The sequence below is a fragment of the Oligoflexus tunisiensis genome, assembly GCF_001748245.1.
Lineage (GTDB): Bacteria > Bdellovibrionota_B > Oligoflexia > Oligoflexales > Oligoflexaceae > Oligoflexus > Oligoflexus tunisiensis.
Genome location: NZ_BDFO01000001.1, coordinates 3143384 through 3165338 on the forward strand (window position 1 = coordinate 3143384; position 21955 = coordinate 3165338).

The window sequence follows — 21955 nt, forward strand, 5'->3', positions numbered from 1 at the left end:
AAGAGATAAATTTTTATCGAGACTTATCGGCCTATGGTTGAGCTGGCAACATCAATCCTGGACTGTGGTTGAGCAACATTGGTGTATGCGGAAAAACATGATGAATGAACTGCGATGCAGCGATCGATGAAGCTCATGCATTCGCATTCCGCCTGCGTAAAATGAAGTCCTTTTTGGTGTTCTTATCTATTTACATCTGGGTGAGAGAAGCTTATCTAAATTTCATGATGTGTTTGCCTCTTTTGCTTAACAGGAGTGTAAAAGATGAAAGCATCGAAAAATATCGCGGTAGGTCTCGCGCTAGCCTTTGGTTTGGTCGCCTGCGGGCAAGGCAGCAAAGGTGATAAGGATCCGGCAGCGCAAACAAATATCGTTCAGCCAAGCGCCCCGGCTGATCAGGTTGCAGCTTTGAATCAAATGTCCGACGCCGAGAAAGCCGTACTGCTAACTTCTGCAGAACGGTTCCGTGCTGAAATCAGCAGGATACAAGCTGAGATAGAAGCGATCGAAGAGGATATCGAGAAGAATCCCAGTAACGCAGCGTCTCAGCAAGGCAAGTTGGAACAGTTGAATGAACAGCTGAATGATCTCAAGGAGCAATACGCTGAGACCGAGCAGGCGCTCTCGGATGCTGAAGGCTTCGAGATGCTTCTGAAATTCGTGATCGAACACCAGGTGAAATCGCTTGACGAGCTGCCCCAGGTATTCGACCAGGTTCGCGCCCGTCTCCAACAGAAAGGGCAGGAGCTCAGCCAGAAGGAAGAGTCCTTCGTAAGCAGAATCGAGGCCGCGCTGGACAAGGTCTCATCGTCCAAGGGCCAGCTGCAGGGCACAGAGCGCATGTTGCAGGAAAGGGCAGACACACTGCAGCAGAAGTCCAACCTGACCGCGGATGAGCAACAGCAGTTGGAATCCATCCAGTCCTATCTCGCGAAGGCGAAAGAGATTGAGACTGAGAAGAAAAGCCTGATGGATGCCCAGACGGAACTGGCTCAACATGAGTCAGCCTTGGCCAAGGCTCAGAAAGAAAGAGCAGATCTGATCGCAAACCGGACCAAGCTCGTGCGTCAGTTGACAGGCCTGCCTGCCAGCGACCTCGAAGGTCGTGAGCAGATCATGGACCGCCTCGACCAGATCCAGGATCAGATTATCGAAGCTGATCTCAACATCCATAACCATGAAGCCCAGATTTCGGAAGCCAATTCCGAGGTCGAGTCGCTTAAGAAAGGCGTGGATGGTCTGCAGTCATCCATTGGAACGGTGACAACCGGCATCAGTTCCCTGGCGGACGTGAACATTTCCTCGCAAATGAAGGCAGCTGCCGATGCTGAGGACAACTATCAGAAACTGCGCACGGAATTCCAGCAATGGAGTCTGGAATTAGGACGGAATGAAGTTGAACTGGCCAATATCCGTCGACTGGAAGCTTTCTATGCCCAGAAGTTCCTCCAACCAGGGGAGCAAACCTCTCAGGGTGAAGATCCAACGGAAGGTCAGACCGAAGGAGCCCCAGCTGAAGGTGAAACACCTGCTAAAGGCGAAACACCCGCCGAAGGTGAACAACCTACCGATCAGGGTGAAACACCTGCTGAAGGTGAGCAGCCTACCGATCAGGGTGAAACACCTGCTGAAGGTGAGCAGCCTACTGACCAGGGTGAAACCCCGGCTGAAGGTGAGCAGCCTACCGATCAGGGTGAAACACCTGCTGAAGGTGAGCAACCTGCAGAAGAAGGCAAGGCACCCACTGAAGGTGAGCAGCCTGCAGAAGAAGGCAAGGCACCCGCTGAAGGTGAGCAACCTGCAGAAGAAGGCAAGGCACCCGCTGAAGGTGAGCAACCCACGGAAGGGGCTCAAACACCAGCACAACAACCTGCTGAAGGCGAACAACCTGCTGAAGGTGAACAGCCAACCGATCAGGGCGAACAACCCACAGATCAGGGCGAACAACCCACAGATCAGGGCGAACAACCCACAGACCAGGGTGAACAACCCACAGATCAGGGTGAACAACCCTCTGAAGGCGAAACTCCAGCCGAAGGTGAAACACCAGCACAACAGCCCTCTGAAGGTGAACAACCTACAGATCAAGGTGAAACACCAGCTGAAGGTGAACAACCTACAGATCAAGGTGAAACACCAGCTGAAGGTGAACAACCCACCGATCAGGGTGAACAACCCACCGATCAGGGCGAACAACCCTCTGAAGGTGAGCAACCTACAGACCAGGTTGAGCCCTCTGAAGGCGAAGAACCATCCAAAGGAGATGCTCCAGCTGAAGGTGAAGAACCTGAACAGCCTGAGACTCCTGAACAAGCCGGTACTGCCAGCGCCAGCTAATAGGGATTGATTCATCTGAATGCCGCATAGGGCCCCCTCCGGGGGCCCCCATCGGGCACGACATGCCGCTGTCTGTCAGTGCAAGGTCCGCTCGTCTTCCGCTGCCTTGGATGTTCCAGGCTTCGCCCCTGACTTTTCCGGTTCGGTCTCAGTTTTCCGCGTCACCACACTGACCATGGCCGGGCGCAGAACCCTTTCGTTGAGAGTATAGCCTCGCGCGTACTCTTCCCCGACGGTATCCGCCTCCACATTGTGCGATTCCAGGGTCTTGATCGCATGGTGGACATTCGGATCAAAGGCGCCCGAGGCATCGATTTCCTTGAGGCCATGTTTCCTGAACACAGCCGCGAGCTGATCCTTCAGCTGCACCATGCCCTGATAGAAGGTCTTTTCAATTTCATTGCGGTTGAACTGAGGGCCGACGGCATCCTCGGCGGGCAAGGCCTTGTCAAATCCATCCAAAACGGGAATGACATCCTTGAAAAGATTTTCAAGGCTGAATCGGGTGTTCTGCTGGAGCTCCCTTTCATGCCGCCGTCGCATGTTTTCAATATCGGCACATGCACGCAGGTACTTATCGGTCATATCCGCGAGCTTCTCCTGAAGCCGATTCACTTCAGCCAAAAGGTTTGCCTCCGTGCTGGAGGCAACGTCCTCCATATCAACAAATTCATCGGCTGGCAGCGGATTGACCCCAGCCGGGGTCAGAAGGCTTATGGTTTTGGCGACGTCAACGGCCGGCACCCTGACGTCGAAGAATTCTGTCGTTGCGGTTTCATCGTTGCCGGAACGCGGGGTTTTATTCGCCACTATGACCGCAGCCACACCGTGCTCCAGCAGGAAATCGCGCAGCTGGTCCGCCTCAGTCCTGCCCGGATACGTTTTAATGAGAATGAGATCTTTCACATTCAATCCTCCACGTCCAGGTGTTCAAGTTCACCGCATCGTTCGCAAATTTCGGGCCAGGCGGGAGGCAAAACTGCGTCAAAACAAATTGATCGTGCGAATCAGGTCCTGCTTGAACGTTTTCGCGTCTGCGGCCACGCACACCCGGGTCATGGCCCCGCGATCCGAGAGGATGGTCTGCCCGGTGAAGTAGGGATCGAAGTTCCGGCGCTCCTTGCCATCCCATCGAACCTTGCTGAAGGCGGGCAGGGGAACCCCGTTGGTTTTGTCTGAATAGGCCACCACCACTTCCAGCGGAAGGTCCTGCGATGTGCAGTATTCGGGATGGAGGGCCACGGCAGCCGTGAGGGCGTCCCAGAAATAATACTCGCCCGAGTCGATGAACCATTTGGTTTTGTCGAGGATGCGACTGAAAAATTTCGCGCCTGCACTTTTCGCGGCTTTTTTCATCGCGACCGCATCAGCTGGCAGAACCTTTACGTGGTTGGTGCCATCGAGAGAGACAAGCGTCACCGGCACACCGGATTCCAGAACGTCCCGCGCGGCGATCGGGTCGATGAGGATATTCCACTCGGCGCTTTTGTTTTTATATTGGTCGGTAAAGTTCGGCACGATGATGTTGCCACCGGCCCAGACGGACCCGCCCATGAAGTGGATGCGTTCGATCCGCTTTTTGATCTGAGGGGCTTTTCTCAACGCCAGCGCAACGTTCGTGGCATTCCCAAGGACCACCAGCCGCACAGGGGCTTCGGACCGCTCCAGCAGGGAAATGAGAAGATCAGGGGCCGATTGTTTCTCAGGCTTGCGTGGGCTGACCGGGAGGGAAACACCATAGAAGGTGTCCGCGCCCTCGCGCCAGGGAGCTGGAAACTGATGGAAGCCATCCATGGGTTCCTCCGGCCCACAGGCCACCGGGATGCCCTTGTGCGGCGTGACATCGACCAGGTTTACCGCATGCTGGGCACCCGGCTCACAATGGGCTTCCCCGGCTCCGGTAACGGTGACACCCAAAACCTGGGCATCCGGATGATGCAGGAGGTAAAGCATGGCGACCCAATCATCGATGGCCATATCATTGTCGATAATGATGGGGGTTTTTGCGGCCCAGGCCATGGAACAGCTTCCGAAACAAAGAAGGCCAAAAATCAGGTTACGGATGAACGTCATGGGATCCTCATGGTTGCGTGAGACAGGCTGTTCTAGGGGATGACGCAAAAATTTTCCAGTTCAATTCAAGGCACGGAACCTGTTGATTATTGACCTGGTGATTTTTGTGAAGTCCGCTGGACTCGCCCGAGGGAGGCAAGGGCCGTCCGCGCGGCCGCCGCGCCACACATCCCATGAACGCCCGGTCCAGGAGGGGTAGAGGAGGAACACAGGAAAATACGTGGATGAGGTGTGCGGTAAGGGTTCCATGCCAGCACGGGACGCGCGAAGGCCTGACGCCAATCCATAAGCCCACCGGATATACTGCCGCCTATGTAATTGGGATTATGGCGCTCGATGTCTGCGGAATTCATGGCATGGCGTGCCCGGATGAGTTTCCTGAAACCAGGCGCAAAACGTTCGATCTGCGCTTCCACCCGTTCGGTCATATCCTCAAGGCTTTGCGCCGGCACATGACAGTAGGCCCAGAGCGTATGACGTTGATCTCCCGTGCGCGTGGGATCGAACAGGCTCGGCTGGGCAACCAGCACATAGGGTCGATCCGGAATCTGACCCTGGTTGACCTGAGCCTCACTGCGAGCCAGTTCGGCAAAATCGCCACCGAGGTGCAGCGTGGCCGTTTCATGACAGGCGGGTGATGCCCATGGCACCGGGGCGTCCAGCGTCCAATCGAGTTTAAAAATCCCGGGCCCATAACGAAATTTCAAAAGCCTTTGGCGGAAACTCCGCGGCAGATGCTCACCACAGAGCGCCACCAGCTGCCTGGGCGTCACATCGAAAAGTTTAAGACTCGCGTCCTGCAGCTCATCCACGCTGGTGATGCGATGGTTGAGCTGCAGGGTTCCGCCAGCCTCTTTGAAACAGGCGACCAGGGCCTGCGCAATGCTCTGACTGCCGCCGCGAGGTATCGGCCAGCCGTAGGCGTGTCCCGCGATGCTGAGCATCAGACCCACCGCGGCACTGAGGGGAGCATCCAATCGCAAGGATGAATGCGCGGCGACGCCGGCAAAGAGAGCCTGGGCCTCCCGCGTGCGAAAGGAACGCTGCACAAAGGCCTCGGCCGAGTGCAGAGCCTTGAGACCGAATCGCGCATAGAGCCAGGGATGAAGCGGGACATGCAGCGGGGCCAGAACGTCCTTGAGCAAAGGATCGACATGCTGGACGTATTTTTCGAAAGCCTTGATGTAATTTTTTTCATCGGCTCCGAGGCCCGCGGCGGTCGCATACACATCACGTTCGAGACGCACGGCATGTCCACCATCCAAAGGATGCACGGCAGGCACCGGTGGCTGAATCCATTCCAGCCCGAAACGTTCGAGTTGAAAACTTTGAAAGGCCGGCGACGCGACAGCCAGCGGATGCACCGCGGAGCAGACGTCATGAATAACGCCTGGCTGCGTAAGTTCCTCGCTACGCATCCCGCCGCCCGGCAGGGCAGCTGCTTCATAAACGGTGACCTTGAGACCCGCACGGGCCAGGGTTATGGCGGCCGCGAGTCCATTCGGTCCCGAGCCGATGACAACAGCATCCGGTTGGGTCATGGTGCGCTGTTCTCCTCCGCATCGCGACGCATCAGAGTGGGCGAATAGCGGCCGAGCAGGGTTCGCTTCCACCAGTCCCCGGTTTGTTTTCGCTCCGCCAGGGTCGTAAATTTATAGTCATAGAGCAGGGCGCGGATGTAACGCGGCGGGCCTTCAAAGGGATGATGCTTGAGCAGGCGCAGCACCTCCGGCGACCCTTCCAGCAAACGGATGAGCAGGCTTTGAAACCAGAGGGTCGACTGAAAGGAGCTCAGCGCCGCAAACCACATTTGCCAGTCGAGTCGTGGCTGATGCGGTGCGACGAAGCGTGGCGGCTGCCGCAGATCTCCTGGTTTATAGCGGAATTCATAGGACTTCCAGTGCACACCATCCATGCTGCCTTCGATGATGATCTCCGGACGCGTCACGGTCATGTGCCGGAACAATCCATAACTGTTGATGAGATGGAAGGGCTGGATCAAAATCTGCAGCCGTTCCATCCAGCCGGGCGTTTTCACCTGAGGCAGGGCAGCCTGAATCACCTGCGGCAGACTTACGATGAGAATGACCAAGGCCAGAATCAGGTGCACGAGCCAGAGAAGAGGCAGGCTTTGAGCCTCCGCTGTCACCGGAATCTCCGGCATGGCCGGCAGCAGCGAAGCCGGCAGCAGGCGCAGCCAGACACTGTCATCGATCAGCAGAGCACAGAGGGCCAGGGTCAGCAGGTTGAAAAAATTATAGTTCCCCGTGAAAAAGATCAGCACCATCAGAAGCACAAGACCCAGGGCGGCGATCCAACGAAACGGCGGCGGCAGAAAGATGAAAAAGGGGAGAAGGATTTCAATCACCAGAACAAGCCCGACCGAGATCTTTTGCAAAAACCGGGGCAGCTGGTGAGCATACCAGGCCACGCGATGGGGGAGAGGCTGCGTCTCATAGTGAACGTCAAGGGCCGTCAGGTGGCGCCAGGTTTCATCGCCACAGGAAAGCTTGACGGCCCCGGATTCAAACATCAGGCGGAAGAGAAGCCACCAGAACAGGAGAAGAATGACGGGAGAAAGGTCGCCCGTGAGAAAAATGGCCAGGAACCCTGTTTCAATCAGCAGAATATCCCACTGGAAGGAGAGAAAATCCTGACCCGCGATGGTGAGCGAGAGATAGCTGATAAAAAGCAGGATCAGGCAAGGCAGTTCCAGAAAACCGATGGTGAGACAGAAGGAGGCCGCAAGACCCAGAGCACAGACGCCCAGCAGCGTGCGATCCCGCGCATCCATCCAGAAAACCGTGGGGAGGATGCGCCAGGCGTCGCCGTTTAAGCGTTTTTTGACATAATCCAAATAATCTGTGACCGGAAGAATGCCATGCTCGCCGATCAAGCCGCGCACCTGCACGATGAGTGACAGAAAGGCTACTCCATAGATAAGACCCAGGAGCCGGAGAAAGATCCAACGGCTGAGTCCAAAATCCTGCGAAAAACCCTGCAAAAAAGCGACGATTTCTGACATGGCATCCATCATGTGGGATGATCCTTCAGCTGACCTGTCGGCATGCTATCACGTTTTTGAAAAAACAACTCCTCCTCTGTCCTGAGTTGCCATTCCGAGGCGCGACGGAGCGCATGCTCTGCGCTCCGCAGCCGTCTGAATGGAATCGTTTATGTCAACTACCATCGGAGGATGGCGGCCAGCGGGCTTTCCGGCGGAAGATCGGCATCATCGACCAGATAGACTCTGGCGTCATGATTGATGGCTTCCTGGACAGCGAGCGACACAAGTTCCGTATCCGTGACCTTGCGCTCGGAATGAATTTCCACCTCACCGGTATCGCGGTCGTAGCGGCCGTAAAGATTGCGCCGCGCGGAGGCCAGCAGCACCTCGATCTGTCCCGTGCGAGCGGCCTGCAGGACATCGGCGACCAGCGTTGCCGAAAATCGTGTGCCGGCCACCTCCCGATAGCGTGCCAGTTGCTTGCGTTTTTCCTCGTTATGGAAACGTTCCAGAATCCTTTGAGCCTGTTGATGCAATTCCGCAGCATTGCTCCGATCGGGGGACGTGGGAGTGCGGATCTCCTCGCTGGCCACGTGCCGATACTTCAGGTGTTTCTCGACAATGGGTTTCAGCGCTTCGGTCGAGGCAATGATCAGGGGAGCCTTTTTACCATTCAGATACTGATCGATATCATGACAGACGTTACGGATGTATTCGTCGACAAACTTGAAATCACGGTCGAGTGAAACGGTGGAATAGAGTTTGCCGACCAGATTCGATGCGGCCAGGGAGCCTGACTCGTCGATCTCCGGGTCGGGCGTGAGCGCATGCGTGGCGGCGCGATCGTAGAGCTCGGGCGAGGCCCCCGGAGGCAGAAAGATGGGCGTCAGCGTTCCTTGGGCGCCCTGAAACAGAATCACCTGATTTTTATTGATGGCCAGCACGAAGAACTCATCCTCCAAGGGGAGGAGATCCACCAGTGGCCTCAGATCAAAGTGGTTGTCCACTGTAACCTTTTCGGGCGTGGCATGCGAAGCCAGATAGGTCCTCTGAATATCCGGCGCGACGAAAAACGCCAGGCCAACAATTTTCTCTCCTTTCAGTTGGCGGATTCCATCCTCAAGCAGGTTCTCAATCGGTTGGACAAGTTCCGAGGCCTTGCTGCTATGGAGGCCTCCGTCGTTCAACATGATTTCCGCCTGACGCTTCAATTGTTCAAGCTTGAGTTCATCTCCTTTCCGATTGCCGCCCCGGGCCAGGGGAACGTAGAGGGATAAACAGGGGTTGGCATGGGGCCGCGTGAGTAGGGCAAGGTCATTCTTTGACTGAAACAGATTTTCCATGGTGTGTTCCTTGAACCTGTTCACAGAATTATGTAATTCGCAATCAATGAACTATGCAAATATAGGACCATGGTCCGTAATAAATTAATGCTGATACGTGCCCATCTGTCGACAGCTGGCCGCACAGCGGTGACAGACGTCTGCGCATTTTTCCATCATGGCGTCATCCGACATCCGCTCACAAATTTCTGCACAGGCCGTGCAGAGTTCTGCACACACTGAACAGATGCGGGTATGAAAATCCGAACCACGGATCAGAAAGTCGGCCGTCAGTGCACACGTGGCGGCACAGTCCCTGAAGGTTTTTATATGACCTGGTGCAGCATAGACACTGCCGCGTTCCAGGCAATAAACCATGATCTGCTCACAGGTTTGATGGCAGGTCAGACAGTTTTGAATGCAGACCTGCATGTCATCGTTCACACTTTTGAGAATATTCTGGAAAGAATGCTCATTGATTCCTGCCGCTATCTGCGTTTCCATTGTTGAGCTCCCTTACGCTAGGGTTTTGAGAGGAATGTCCGTACCGTGTGCCTGCAAATTGCATGCGAAAAATGGCGGACTCATCCAGGGCCCGGTTTCTTCCGATCTCATTCCACGGATGGATCAGGAGTTGACGCTTGCCAAATTTATTACGTCCAGGGCAGAAACTGCGCGGAGACGAACTGGAAATAGTCCAGCATCTCGGCTCAGGTGGTATTGGCGAAGTCTATCGAGCCATCTGGAGAAGCCAGGGCACGCAGCGCTACGTTGCGATCAAATGTTTTGACCCGCAAAAGCTTCGGGAATTTGAGCTCGACGCCATCCAGCTGGTCCATCGCGAAAGCCTTGCTGTTAGTCGCATCAATCATCCTCATGCCATTCAGATTCATGCCGTGGAACTGGATGGCAGCATGCCTTTTATCGTGGAAGAATTCATACCCGAAGGCGACCTGGCCCGACTTATCGCGGCTCGCAAGGAGGCTGTTGACGGCAAAACCTCCCTTCTGAGTCCCCGGGAAATCGTTTCCATCGCCCAGCAGGTGGCTTCCGTTCTGGTTGCCATGCATCAGGAAAACCTTTTTCACGGCGATATCAAACCCAGCAACCTGTGTTTGCGCCGCGAGAAGCCCCTCGAACTTGTCCTGGTGGACTTCGGTCACGCCGGATTTCTTGAGGGAAACATCCTCGACCGTAATGATGGGGTTGCGACCCTGGCCTATCTTCCTCCCGAGCGCACGGGCTTTGGAAAACTTGCCGGCAGCGCGACCAGCGATCTCTATGCCCTGGGCGTTTCGCTTTATGAAGCCGCGTGTGGCAGTCCGCCGTTCCATGGCTCGGACAGCCGGGAATTGATCAATCGCCTTTTGCATGAGGTGCCCAGGCCTCTTCATGAAATTCTGCCTGACTTTCCGCTCCCCTTGAGCGGGATCATCAGCAAGCTCCTCCGCAAGAATCCGGAGGAACGTTATCACTCCGCGTTCGGTCTTCTGGCCGATATCCAGCGTTGCCTGGAAAGTCTGGACGGCGGCTCGACGATTGCACCCTTTGCCCTGGGCACCAAGGACAAGCTTCGGGAATTGAATTATCACATTCCCATGGTCGGCCGGGTCCAGGAATTGAATCATTTAAAAGACCTCTTTCAAACAGCCCAGGGGGGCGGCTCGGCCGTGGCTTTTGTCGGAGCCCCATCCGGAACCGGGAAGTCCCGGCTGGCCTTTGAGGTTCTGCATGCGGCCCGCGAGCAGAAGGCCTATATCAGTTTTGCGAAATACTCCGAGTACGAAAAAAATCTTCCTTTGAGCGCGGTCTCGGTCCTCTTTGCCGAACACAGCCAATACCTGACCCAGCTGAGCGCCCGCGAGCTGATCCATTGGCAGAAGGCTGTGGAAAAACGCCTGGGGGAACGCATCGGTCTGATTCAAAAACGCTTTCCCTGTTACCGGGATCTTCTGCCGGTTCATCATTCAGCGGAACTCGCGGACAACGACTTTGATCTCGTCAATCGCACGCTGGCGGAATTCATCAGTCTTCTGCCTGCCGCAGGTGAACTGCATCTGCTTCTGGTGGATGATCTGCAGTGGGCGGACTGGCAAAGTCTGCGCGTTCTGGGCGAACTGGTCCGAATGATGCAACAGGACGCCATTCCGAATTTGATGCTCCTTGGCACCTACCGATCCAATGAAGTGAGCCCGGACCACGCCCTGACCACCAGCGTCCTGGATGTCTGCCCGACCAGCGTGATGGAGCTTGGCCCGCTCAGCCGAAGCGATGCGGATTCCCTGATTCAGCAGCTTCTCGACGAAAGCGGTGCGGAGGTGGCGAAACTTCAGGAGGTGGCTTACAAATTCACGGAAGGCAATCCATTTTCCATCTATGAATATCTGAAGTCGGCGATCCAGTCGGGAGTCTATGCTCTCGATGACAAGGACAAGTGCTGGTACTTTCATGAGGAACGCATCCTTCATGCCAAACTTTCCGCTGGCGTGGCTGGGCTGGTGGCCCAGCGTATCCGTGCGCTGCCGGAACAAACCCAATGGCTGATCGGAATCGCGAGCCTGGCCGGGGTTGTCATGAAGCGCGAGGCCTTGCAGGCAATCCTGCCGGCCTTTGCGCAGCATAGGAAGCCGGGAGCGGACGCTTCGCATGAAGGCATGATTGAGCGTGGCTATCGGGAGCTGCTCGAAAAGCATCTGCTCCAGCCGCATCCGGACGGCTTTGCCTTCTTTCACGACCGTATCCAGGAAGCGGCCTACAGCCTGCTAACGAACGAGGATAAACTTTTCCTGCATCGCGAGTATGGACTCTGGTGCGCCCGGCATCTCGAAACGATCCCCATCCATGCCCGTGATAGTTTCCATTTCGAAGCGGCCTGGCACCTGTGTCACACGCGTTCCCAGGCTTTACCTCCTTATGCGCGCCGCACGCTGTTTGAAGCGGCTCAGGCGGCCCGGCGCCTCTTTGCCTATGACAAGGCCAAGGATTATCTGCGGGCTGCGGCTGCTGCGGTCGCCGCCAGTCCGGATGGAACCGTGGAGGAGCGCATCGAATACCTCGAGCTGCTGGCGGATACCCTGGCTGTTTCCGAGGAGATCGCCGAGGCCATTGCCCTCTATGACCAGATTCTGGAATCGCTGACGGATCCGCTGAAACGCGCGCATATCTTTGCCAAGCAGCTTGAGTACTGCATGAGCCTCTTCGACTATAAAAGAGCTCTGGAGGCCTCGATCAATGGACTGGAGCTGCTGGGCGACCGCGTGATCAAAAATGAGCTGGTGGCCTATCTCTATATCCTGGTCATGACGCCTGTTCTGCTCCTTTATGTGCTTTACTTTCGACTGTTCGGCCGGCAGACGCGTGAACTGGAAACGGACTTTGAACGCATCCGCTTTCGTCTGCTTATCAAATACGAGATTCCCATTTTCTTTATGCGTCCGATTGTGGCGATGGCCAATCTCATCCCAAGGACCTGGGAGCTTTTGAAATACAAGGACAACGAATACCGCAATATCATGCTCTTCTACTGGGCGATTATTCTGATTCCGTTTGGCTTTGAACGGTCCGCCGCCAAACTTTTCAAGAAGACCTATGACTATTTCGATCAGATGGCCAATCCCATGCTGAAAGGCTACGCCCTGTCCTGCTGGGGCTACTGCTTTGACTTTCCACTCGGTCGGCTGCAGGAGGCGCAGCAGAAGCTGGAGGAGGCTGTCCGCTATCTGGAAACCGTGGGCGAATCCTTCTGGCGATCGATCGCTCTTTTGGGCCTGATTCAGATTGATTACTTTGGTGGCGAAACGGGGCAGGCCGGCGTGCGCACGCGCGAGTTGATCGCTCTCTGGAAAAGAGTGCGGTCGGCCCCTACCTTTCTTGGAATCACAGCCCGGCATTTTCTTGAGGAGGGGCTGGACGAGGATGTGACGACCTATACAACCCTCTGTCTGGCAGCCGAGCAGGAGATTCGTGATCAGGGTTATGATTCCATCGATTCCGTCTTTGCTGCCTTGGGGCCTGCGGAGGTTCATTACTTCAGGGGCGAGTTTGAAAAGGCGGAAGAACTTCTGAAACGAGCCTTCCGCAACTACTTTATCCGCGTGCACCGGTCAGCCTATGCGGTTTACACGCCGATCGTCTATGCCTCAACTCTCGTTCATCTGAAAAAATTGCGCAAAGCCCTGCCCATTATCGCTGCCGCGTGGCTCAACCAGGTTCTGCGTGCCCATATCTATCGGCCACAGACCTGGGCCGTGACGGGGGAATGGTTTTATGCCGCTGGCTGGCCCCGACTGGGACGTTTCTGTCTGCAAAGAGGCATCAGCATAGCCGGCAAACAGGGCTGGGCCTCGGTTGTGGCGGAAGGACGGCTGGCGATGGGAGGCTGGGAGAAGAAGCGGAATCCGGAAGAGGCTGAGGTCATGCTGCGGCTGGCAAAGGATCATTTCTACCAGCGCCACTGGGGCTATCATGAAAGTCTTTGTGATCGTCTGCTCATGGCATTGCAACGGCAAAGGGTGCAGCAGGAGACCAGCCAAAGGCTGACCAGTACCCACCGAAGCGGGACGAATCGCAAGCCTGGACAGATTCGTCAGCAGCTGGAAGTGAAGGCCCTTCTGAACATATTCCTGAAACTGAGCGCGATCAAGGATCGGGATGCACTGGAAACAGCCATCCTGGATTCCTTCTGCCTTGCAACCGGTTCGGAGCTGGCTGTCCTGATTTTCCACGAGAACGGCAGCTGGACACCCAAAGTGGGTCGCAATATTGAATTGGGGAATTCCGAGAGCTTCGCGCGCCTGGTCGACTGGAATTTCGCCACGACCAGTATGCAGCGCAGCCTCGCGACGCCCCTCGTGCGTCCTTCCGTGCGGGATCCTGCCGATAAAAGACCACAGGGTTCGGCCATGATTGTGCCTTTGGCCTATGAAGGCAAAAACTATGGGTACTGTTATCTGGCCAACACCCAGCTCTATGAATTGTTCGATGATCGCAGTCTCGAGATCGTGTCATCGGTCGCGACCCAGGGTGCAATAGCCCTGCAGAATATCCTGCTGAAGGATGATCTGGCTGTCGAGCGGGATCAGGTCAAGACCTTGAACCAGACTCTGGAGCAGCGGGTCTTTGATCAAACGCGGGATATCAAAAGCATCATGCAGCATATCCCGATGGGTATCTGCACGATTTCCGGACGCGATGCCGTCATCAATCGCGACCATTCGCGCTTTCTGCAGAATCTTTTCGAGCGGGATCATCTGGAGCAGGTTCCCCTGCTGCCGCTTCTGCTGAATCAAAGCCAGCTGAGTGAGGATGAGCGCGATCAGATACGAAATGCTCTGCAGGCCATCCTGGGGGAAGCGGATGTCGCCTTCTCTCTCAATGAGCATCTGCTCCCCCGGACCTTGCGCTGGCAGGCAACCTCCGGCCAGCGGCTCATGCTGGAGTTGGAGTGGAGTCCGATCAGCGGCAGCAACGGCATTGAAAAACTGCTGGTGACCCTGAATGATGTGACCCATCTGCGGGAGATGGAAGAGAAGGCTCAGGAAAAAGATCATGACATGCGGATCGCCAGTGAAATCATGGGCTGTGATGAGCGGAGCTGGCAACGCTTTCTGTCGGCCAGTCGTCGCTACCTGGGCGAGAGTCGACAGCTCTTCCTCGACAGGAAATCGTCGGATCTGAGAGCTTTGATTCAGACTGTCTTTATGAATGTTCATACGATCAAAGGCACGGCCCGTTCCCTGCAGCTCAGGCAGCTGAATGAAACCTTGCACCGCGTGGAACAGAGATTGAGCCACATGCTCAAGGACACCGGGGCCGGTTTGGATCAGGCTGAGGTTCTTGGGGGACTGAGCGAGGCCGACGAACTTTTGAGTCGTTATGAGACGATCGCTTTGCAGAAACTGGGGCGCCTGGCTCATAAGTCCCAGGCGGTTGCACTGGCCAGTGACGTGACGCTGGAAATTCACGCGATACTCCAGCAGCTGGAGCAGCGGAAATTGCCGGCCTCCACTCAGGTCGAACATGTAGCACGGGCTCTGCGTGCGAGCCTTTTCATGGATATGGAAACCCTGATGCAGGATATTTTTGCCTCGGCTCAGTCCCTGGCCCGCGATCTCGGCAAGGCCCCCCCAATTGTTCAATGGGAACTGCCGCGCCTGTGGGTGACGCCGCAGGGGGAGGAGGCGCTGCGGAATATCTTTTTGCACCTGATTCGAAATTCCCTGGACCACGGAGTTGAGACGCCGGAGGAAAGACGGGCCTTTGACAAGTCAGAGCGGGGGCTTTTGAAGGTTTCGGTCGTGGAACGCCATGGATATCTGGAATTGAAATTTGCGGATGATGGGCGCGGGCTTTATCTGAAGCATCTGCGACGGCTGGCCGAGGAGCGGGCGCTGCTGTCCGGTCCTGAGCTCTACAAAGATGAAGCGGTAGCGGATTTGATTTTTCTTCCTGAACTCAGCACGGCCGGTCAGATCAGTGATATATCAGGACGAGGCATTGGCATGCCTGCCGTTCGGCGTTTTGTTGAGGACCTTGGCGGGCAAATCGCGATTCAATTCACCGACGATCGTCCTGCGATCGCCGGCTATCGGCCCTTTGCCTTTGTTTTGACTTTCCCCACGGAAATTTTTCCCAGCGCGGCTGATGGGATGGCCGCCTGAATCAGGGCAGGGCACTCTCGCAACTCGGGAGCTGCATCGTGCGGCACATCGCCTGAACGAACTGGGTTGCGGTGTAATTTCCGGTCTTATGCAGCGACCAGATCATCATCCCGCTGCCCCCTTTGCTCAGCACATAGTTCGCACGATCCTGCGCTTCCGCGGGAGTGGAGACGTGACCACCCCAGGCTTCGGGCGGCACTTCCACGCCCATCATCAAAGGCCCTTTATAGAGTTCGCGGTAGGCATCGAAAGCCATTTTAGGATCATAGCCTGTCGGGGCTCCTGCAGGTGCGGACTTGCCACCGGCATCATAAGTCATGATGTAAATGGCGTCGAAGTCCTGTCCGGCTTCCTTCAAGGGATTGATGTAAAGCCCAAAGTTGCCGCTGATGAGATTGCCTTTGAACGAAGAGGCCGGATATTTCCCGGTGCCGAAGGCTCCCGTGCTCCAGGCCGCGGTGGTGATCACATACGGCCGTGGGAGAGCCGCGCGGAATTTTCGAATGATCTGAATGAACTCATGATCGCTGGGACAGGATGTGCCGCCGACCGCCCAGGAGCAAGCCCCTCCTTCCGGTTCATAGTCGATATCCGCACCATCCACGCCGAGATCTTTCACCAGAGCCGCCACCGCATTGGTGTTGGTCTGATGCCAGTTGCCATAGGTTGCGCCGCCAACCGAAAGGAGCACCCTGGTCCCCGGATTTCGGGTTTTCAGAATACGGATGGCATCCTTCACCACCTGAAAGTCGGAGGAGAAATCGAGACCGGTTCCCACCCAGGACTGCTGACCAGGCCGATAGGAAACTTCCGGGCGCACGAAGGAGAGAAGCACGGTCGTTATGTAGGGAGGAAGCTTCGCCAGTTGATGCTGGCTGCCTTCGGACGCCCAGCCTGAACTCCAGCTTTGATAGTAGCCGACAATTTCCCGCTGGAACGCCCTTGGAGCACTCGTGCCGCTGACGCGCGAGCCATCCGAAACATCCGAGCAGGAACTTAAACCGGCGAGCAAAAGAAAAAACACAGGGAAACGGTAGGGGGAACAATTCATTTTGATCCTCTCCAAAGCATCACGTTATTCAAATGTGGGTCTGCCTCGATCGACGGCAAAGACCTTGATGGGAAATTGTGTGAACCATACCAATTAGAGACCAACGGCATCAACGAAGAAATGCGTGAATTCTTTGGAATTTAGCAAAACTTAACTTTTTCCATGCAATGAACAAACCCCTCGAATGGGGTGAGTGGTATTGCTGTGGTATGTATTGCCAACGATCGGCTGTGGGTTGGGGGGCATGTCAAGAAAGGCCTGAAATCAACCGAGAAAGTTAGGAACGGCAGTTCCGGGAAAGGGTGATCATGTCCGTGTTGAGAGTTCAAGGCTTCAGAAGAAATGTGGTGCTGTGCGCTCTCTGCGTGCTGCCGCATTATGCTTGGGCTCAGAGCACGCAAAGCCAGGCCGAACGACAGGAATTTCAGGATGCCTATGGCAAGCATCGGCAATCCCGCTCCTCCTTCCTGGCGTCAGCTCCCAATCATCACATTACGCCGAAGCGCGACAACATATCGTTGTCCCTTGAGATGGAGCTGGTGGATCTGATCGTGGCACCCTCACAGGATGATTTGCCCAAGGATTTTAGTGAGCTGGATCAACGCCTGGAAATGACCGGCTGGTCGGTCCTGCCGTTGATCGCCTTTTCCGCCGACCGCTTCGGCATCGGCTTCACAGGCGAAGCCGGCAAGCGTCAGGTCAAGTACCTCGATCGTGAAGCGGAGTCGGATACATCGGCCGGAACATTCCATGAAGAGTACAGCGAAACCCAATACACCGGCGTGGGGATCTATGGATTTGTCTCCCTACGTTCGAGTTCACTTCCCAACTGGTTGGGTGGCACGCTGATCGTCGGTGGCCGCAGTCTATCGGCAGTTGAGGAAACCCGGGGCACGCGCACGGATTCCACCACGGATTCGCCGAGCACCCGCTTGAAATATGATGTGCGCGCCTATGATTTTGGTCTTAACGTGGCGGCCACCCTTGCGAAACGCTTTACGGTCTTTCCCTGGATCAACCACCGCCAGGTACAGCTCGGCTCCATCAAGGATGGCAATGAAAAGCTCGCGGAAAGCCTCGGTGACAGTGTGAGCGTTCCCGTGGACATGGATCGCAGCCTCATCTGGCAATCCGCTCCGTCCCTCACGTACGGCATTGATTTCGCGATCAGGATTCAGCGCTTTGAAGTGCATCTGGGAGGCTTGTTCGGTTATCTCGCCAACCTGAATCGTGGTGCGGATCGCATTCAGGACCAGGGTCTCAGCCTCAGTGTGGCCTATGACCTGAAGAGTCGCTGATCAGGCTCAAGGTGTGGTCGTTGTTTGACATCCTTCCCACCAGCAGGGATTGGCTTCGATAAATTCACGCAAGGCATTGGCAAGTCTGGAGCGGGAATCCTGTTGGGTGCGCAAGGCGCCCCATCCCGATTCCGTGCGCGTGTCATCCGCGCTTTTGTCAAAGAAGATCAGTCGGCCTCCCAGGTCCTTCCAGGTCTGAAGATTGAGGCTGATCAAGGCCCCCATGCGCTCATCATTGCGAAGAGGATCCCGCGCGTCGTCCCAGGTCAAGGCCGGGGTAAACGCCGGCCCACTGCCATAGGCCACCAAAGGAAGACCCAGGGTGGATACTGCGCTGGCCAGGGCCTGCAGGCGTGCCTGAGTTTGACCAAAGGAGGATTCTTCCGCAGCAACACCAGGGCCACCAGTGATGGCCTCAAAAAAGTCGGCTGTGCTTTCCTCATCGATGCCCTCGACGGCGGGCGCGAGGAAATGGGCTGACGTGGCAAAGTACGTGAACGGAGGCGGTGTGACGACCGTCTGCAGGCGTGCCGGCATTTCCGTGTCTGTAGCATTTACAAAGCCGGCCACCTGAATCCGAGCGGCTTCCGTTCCAAAGGCGGATTTCCAGGCGGCCGCGAAGGTGGACAGACGCTGCACATAGAAAACTTCATAAGAGGGCAGGTGCAACAGTTCGGCCGCCAGGGTCATATAATCACGCGCTACGGACCCTTCAATCCAAAATTCTCCCCCATAATCGAGGTGAACGGTAAGATTGGACTTCAGGCGGGCTTTGAAGAGAGATGCTGTGGTCGTGACCAGCTCCTCGGAGGCATCCGCTGGAATGCTGATCCAGGGATCAGCTTCCAAAAGATTCGCCAGGGTCGCCGCGATCTCCGGTGGTGCACCACGATCCTCAGCGAAGTGAGCAACATTGGAATTCAAAGTGCCAAGGTCGCGAGCAAAGCGGCCGGCCGGCATGAGCCAATGCCGAAAGCCCAGGGATTTATAGGGACGCAGGCTTTGCAGGAAGAGGGGATGAAAGAAGACCTTGCTGCGACCTGTGACAAGGTCATTGAACTGACTCAAATCATTGCTTTCCGAAGTGTTAATGGTGATTTTTGAAAAATCAAAACAGGTCAGACCTGTGCCACAGGAGCCGCTGCCCCCACGATCGGTTCGACAATAGGAAAAAGGCAGAAGTTCGGTCAGGCTTTTTCCGCAGACGCCTCCGGGAGCAATGACCTGAATATTCCGGATCGGATTGCCGGCCGTCAGAGAACTGATTTTGAGCAGCACGCCGGCCTCGGAGGGCGTCACCACATCAAAGGCCGCAAGCTCAGTCCCGAGGGAGGCCACGGCATTCGCATCACCGGCTACGGAGAGCGAAGCTCCGCCTGAGAATCGGACGAGGTAGCGACCGCTCGGATAGCTGCCCCTGGCGCCTTGAAAGAGCCTGGTTCCCACACAGCGACCTTTCAGCGGCAGTTCGGTGATCCAGCCATTCGCATCCAGAACGTGGGCGCCAACGCCCGGACTCGTGGCATCGGCCGGGAGAGCATCACAGGCCACTTCCTGCCAATCCTCAGCCTGCAGCATTTGATCGATCGTTTGCCATTCACGACTGGCGGCACCAAAAGCTGCGAGCGTCATGCCCACAGCGGACGTAATATTGTGAGGTGTTTGTTGAGAAAGAATGGCATCCGCGCCGGTCGTCTGCTCCGGTTCGGTTCCATAGCCATAGAGCGGCTCTTCAGGTTTGATCTCGCGGCAGCCACTGGACAGGTTTGCCAGAGTCGCCAGGATCAGCAGCCATTTCATGCATTGCACCCCTATTTCCCCAGCAAAGTCTTCGGAAGAGCGCACGCTGAACCTTAGTTTATGCAGAGCCATGGGGAGGATTTGTTATTTTTTGTCGGAACCTGTGGGCGGAAGATGGGCGCTGGCCTTGATCAGGTTGCCATCGGCGAGGCGATTGGCTTCGATAAAATGCTCCATGGCCTTGTCCTTTTCCTTCCTGCGCAGGTAATTGACGCCCAGGTTGTACTGAAGCCGGGCCTTGTCCATGCGATCCTGAACAAAAGCCAGGGCGGAAAGATAGTAGCGTTCGGCTTCGGTCGATCGACCGGATTTCGCCAGTGTCACGCCCACGACATTCAGAAGGCTTGCAAAACTCCGCATGGCCTGGGAACTGCCGAGTTCTTCGGTGATTTCCGCCATGCTTTCGGATATGACCATGGCCGCCTGAACACGGGGATGCTCCGCATCGATCGTCTGTGCTTTGGCAATATAACTGTCTGCTGATTGAGGCCGCAGCATGGCAATTTCCGCCTCGGCCGCCAGGAGCAGACGATCAATGCGATCGGGGGCGAGGGCGGTCAGGTAACGCAGGATATCGCTGGCAGCTTCCGACCTTTGGGTCAGATGATAAATCCTGGCCAGCAGAGTGGAAGCGCCCACCATGAACTCAGGCCGATCGAGGAGGACGCGGCCGATCTTTTCAGCGTCGTTGAAGCGCTCCTTTTGAGCCAGCTCATAGGCCACGTCCAGGATATGCAGCTGCAGCTGAGGCAATCGCTCACAAAGATCCCGCACCAGATTTTTCAGAACATCCAGCGGACAGGAATTCTGCAGGATACGTTCCAGGGCACTATGAATTTCCTCGTAGCAGAGCGAGGCGGCCACCAGCTGAACGAGGCTGTCCTGCAATTTCTGAAGGGGAATGGGCCGATGCTCCTGGGCCAGGCGGAGGTCATCCTCAATCAAAGCCTGAACGATTTTTTCTTCGGTGTCATTGGTCAGAGCCAGAATCGGAATGGTTCTGGTACCGGGATTGTCACGCACGCGATTATAGAGGGCGATGTTGCCCTGCCACTCCAGGATGATGAGATCATAGCGCTGATCCTGCAGAGCCTGCCAGGCGCTGTTTCCGTCTTCGAAACAATGCACTTCGAAAATGCCCCTTTGACGAAACAATTCCAGCATGGGCTTGGACGTGCTTTCATCCCGAACGACGAGCAGGATGGATTTTAATAGGGTTTCCTGCATAATCCTGGAGCGCAAGGCTTTTTCATCCAAAGGACCCGCATCGGGGTTGTCCTGGCGCCTTTTTCGTTCCAGGTCCAGCAGCTCCCGGGGATCCATCTGGAGCTTGCGCTTCAGCTGATGAAAGCTCTGTTCAATGACAATCAGGTCCTTCCGCCAGTCCTCCAGGATCTCCTGCGGGGAAAGCGCCTGAAGATCATCCTGACCCTCTTCCACGATAATGGCATGCATCCCGCTCCGCCAGGTGAGGTTGTGTCTCAGACAGCGTTTCAGGCAATCAAGGAAGACATCGCGGGTGAAGGGTTTCAGCAAGAGACTGGCCGCGGGATCACCACGGACGGTCATCGCGCTGTGGGTGGTGACGCGCCCCGAAATGAGCAGACATGGTGTGCGTTCATGACCAGGAAGCTGGCGGAGCTCATCGTAGATGCCAACTCCGACCTGATTGTTCAGGGCGAGATCAATAACAAAGAGATCCATGCTGTCCGCAAAGGTGGACAAGGTTTCAGGATCAACTTCCACAACCTCATGACCAGCATCCGCCATGTATTGTGTAACAAGTTGCAGGACCATGCGGTCCTTATCCACGAGCCCTATGCGCATCGAAATCTCCTTCCGGCTCTCAATTATCGGTAAAAACTCTATGGTCTTTATGAATAAAAGCTCAGCGAAAGCTTTTTGTTCAAGTCTGTTGTCCGGGAGTCCGATTCAAGGAGGAGAGCGCAATCTTTCTTTGAGGTATGGAAATATCTTGAACAAAAATCAACCCATACGAAATGACGTCAGCGCTGTCGTTCCGCATTGTTATCACTGCGGAGTGCGCAAGCTGAATCTGCTCAACTGTGAAATTTGGGGCATTCGCATCTGTCCAGCCTGCCTGGCGACGCTGCATAAACCTCATCATGCGAATTGTGACAAGGAAGGCGCCAAAAAAAGTGAGACGACCTATCGCGGGCCGGCGCGCACAACCTTTAAGCTGAATTTGACCCACTATTCCGGCACCACCATTACCTTGACTTGCCATCGCGGGATGGGGTTAATGCTTGAAGATCATTGGGCCGGAACCTATATTCTCTATGCTTCCGGAATGACCCTGGTATTGGAGAACCGTGATGAAATCAATCTTGCCATCATCGACGGTTTAAAAATGCTGGCCCAGGAAGATTAGAGGAACATCAGACCAG

At 55.7% G+C, this 21955-nt stretch carries 13 protein-coding genes; 4 read left to right on the plus strand and 9 right to left on the minus strand.

Annotation, left to right across the window (positions count from 1 at the left end; translation table 11 throughout):
• Positions 1-264 precede the first annotated feature (264 nt).
• Positions 265-2337 carry a hypothetical protein gene (locus OLTU_RS13315; RefSeq protein WP_141733255.1) on the plus strand — a complete coding sequence of 691 codons (2073 nt, stop codon included), beginning with the start codon at positions 265-267 and terminating at the stop codon, positions 2335-2337.
• Between the two features lie 75 nt (positions 2338-2412).
• Here the strand turns inward: OLTU_RS13315 and OLTU_RS13320 are convergent, their stop codons facing one another.
• From OLTU_RS13320 to OLTU_RS13345, 6 genes are all read right to left on the minus strand, one after another.
• Positions 2413-3243, minus strand: coding sequence for a nucleotide exchange factor GrpE (locus OLTU_RS13320; protein ID WP_141733256.1), 831 nt, complete (start codon positions 3241-3243; stop codon positions 2413-2415).
• Positions 3244-3321: 78 nt separating this feature from the next.
• On the minus strand, positions 3322-4410 hold the full coding sequence (locus tag OLTU_RS13325; protein ID WP_141733257.1) for a nucleoside hydrolase: 1089 nt from the start codon (positions 4408-4410) through the stop codon (positions 3322-3324).
• 86 nt (positions 4411-4496) lie between these two features.
• Positions 4497-5951, minus strand: a complete 1455-nt coding sequence (locus OLTU_RS13330) for a phytoene desaturase family protein (RefSeq protein ID WP_141733258.1) — start codon at positions 5949-5951, stop codon at positions 4497-4499.
• Positions 5948-7447 (minus strand): lipase maturation factor family protein, encoded by a 1500-nt coding sequence (locus tag OLTU_RS13335; RefSeq protein ID WP_141733259.1) that lies wholly within the window; start codon positions 7445-7447, stop codon positions 5948-5950. The genes OLTU_RS13330 and OLTU_RS13335 overlap by 4 nt, the downstream gene beginning before the upstream one ends.
• A 146-nt stretch (positions 7448-7593) precedes the next feature.
• Entirely contained in the window at positions 7594-8760 is a 1167-nt protein-coding gene (locus OLTU_RS13340; RefSeq protein ID WP_141733260.1) for a baeRF3 domain-containing protein, read from the minus strand.
• Positions 8761-8844: 84 nt separating this feature from the next.
• On the minus strand, positions 8845-9243 hold the full coding sequence (locus tag OLTU_RS13345; RefSeq protein WP_141733261.1) for a four-helix bundle copper-binding protein: 399 nt from the start codon (positions 9241-9243) through the stop codon (positions 8845-8847).
• Between the two features lie 137 nt (positions 9244-9380).
• Here OLTU_RS13345 and OLTU_RS13350 point away from each other — a divergent pair, with 137 nt between their 5' ends.
• Positions 9381-15398 (plus strand): protein kinase domain-containing protein, encoded by a 6018-nt coding sequence (locus OLTU_RS13350; protein WP_141733262.1) that lies wholly within the window; start codon positions 9381-9383, stop codon positions 15396-15398.
• Position 15399: 1 nt separating this feature from the next.
• Here the strand turns inward: OLTU_RS13350 and OLTU_RS13355 are convergent, their stop codons facing one another.
• Positions 15400-16422: a glycoside hydrolase family 18 protein gene (locus OLTU_RS13355; RefSeq protein ID WP_218110018.1), complete on the minus strand. Its 1023-nt coding sequence runs from the start codon at positions 16420-16422 to the stop codon at positions 15400-15402.
• A gap of 335 nt (positions 16423-16757) precedes the next feature.
• Here OLTU_RS13355 and OLTU_RS13360 point away from each other — a divergent pair, with 335 nt between their 5' ends.
• A complete protein-coding gene (locus OLTU_RS13360; protein WP_141733264.1) occupies positions 16758-17747 on the plus strand; it encodes a hypothetical protein in 990 nt (329 codons plus the stop codon).
• Positions 17748-17753: 6 nt separating this feature from the next.
• Here OLTU_RS13360 and OLTU_RS13365 read toward each other — a convergent pair whose 3' ends face one another.
• Together OLTU_RS13365 and OLTU_RS13370 are read right to left on the minus strand one after the other, a co-directional pair.
• Positions 17754-19547 (minus strand): hypothetical protein, encoded by a 1794-nt coding sequence (locus tag OLTU_RS13365; protein ID WP_141733265.1) that lies wholly within the window; start codon positions 19545-19547, stop codon positions 17754-17756.
• Positions 19548-19631: 84 nt separating this feature from the next.
• Entirely contained in the window at positions 19632-21374 is a 1743-nt protein-coding gene (locus OLTU_RS13370; protein ID WP_141733266.1) for a response regulator, read from the minus strand.
• On the opposite strand from OLTU_RS13370, the gene OLTU_RS13375 reads away from it, so the two are divergent.
• Entirely contained in the window at positions 21367-21939 is a 573-nt protein-coding gene (locus tag OLTU_RS13375; protein WP_141733267.1) for a hypothetical protein, read from the plus strand. The genes OLTU_RS13370 and OLTU_RS13375 overlap by 8 nt on opposite strands.
• Positions 21940-21955: the final 16 nt, after the last annotated feature.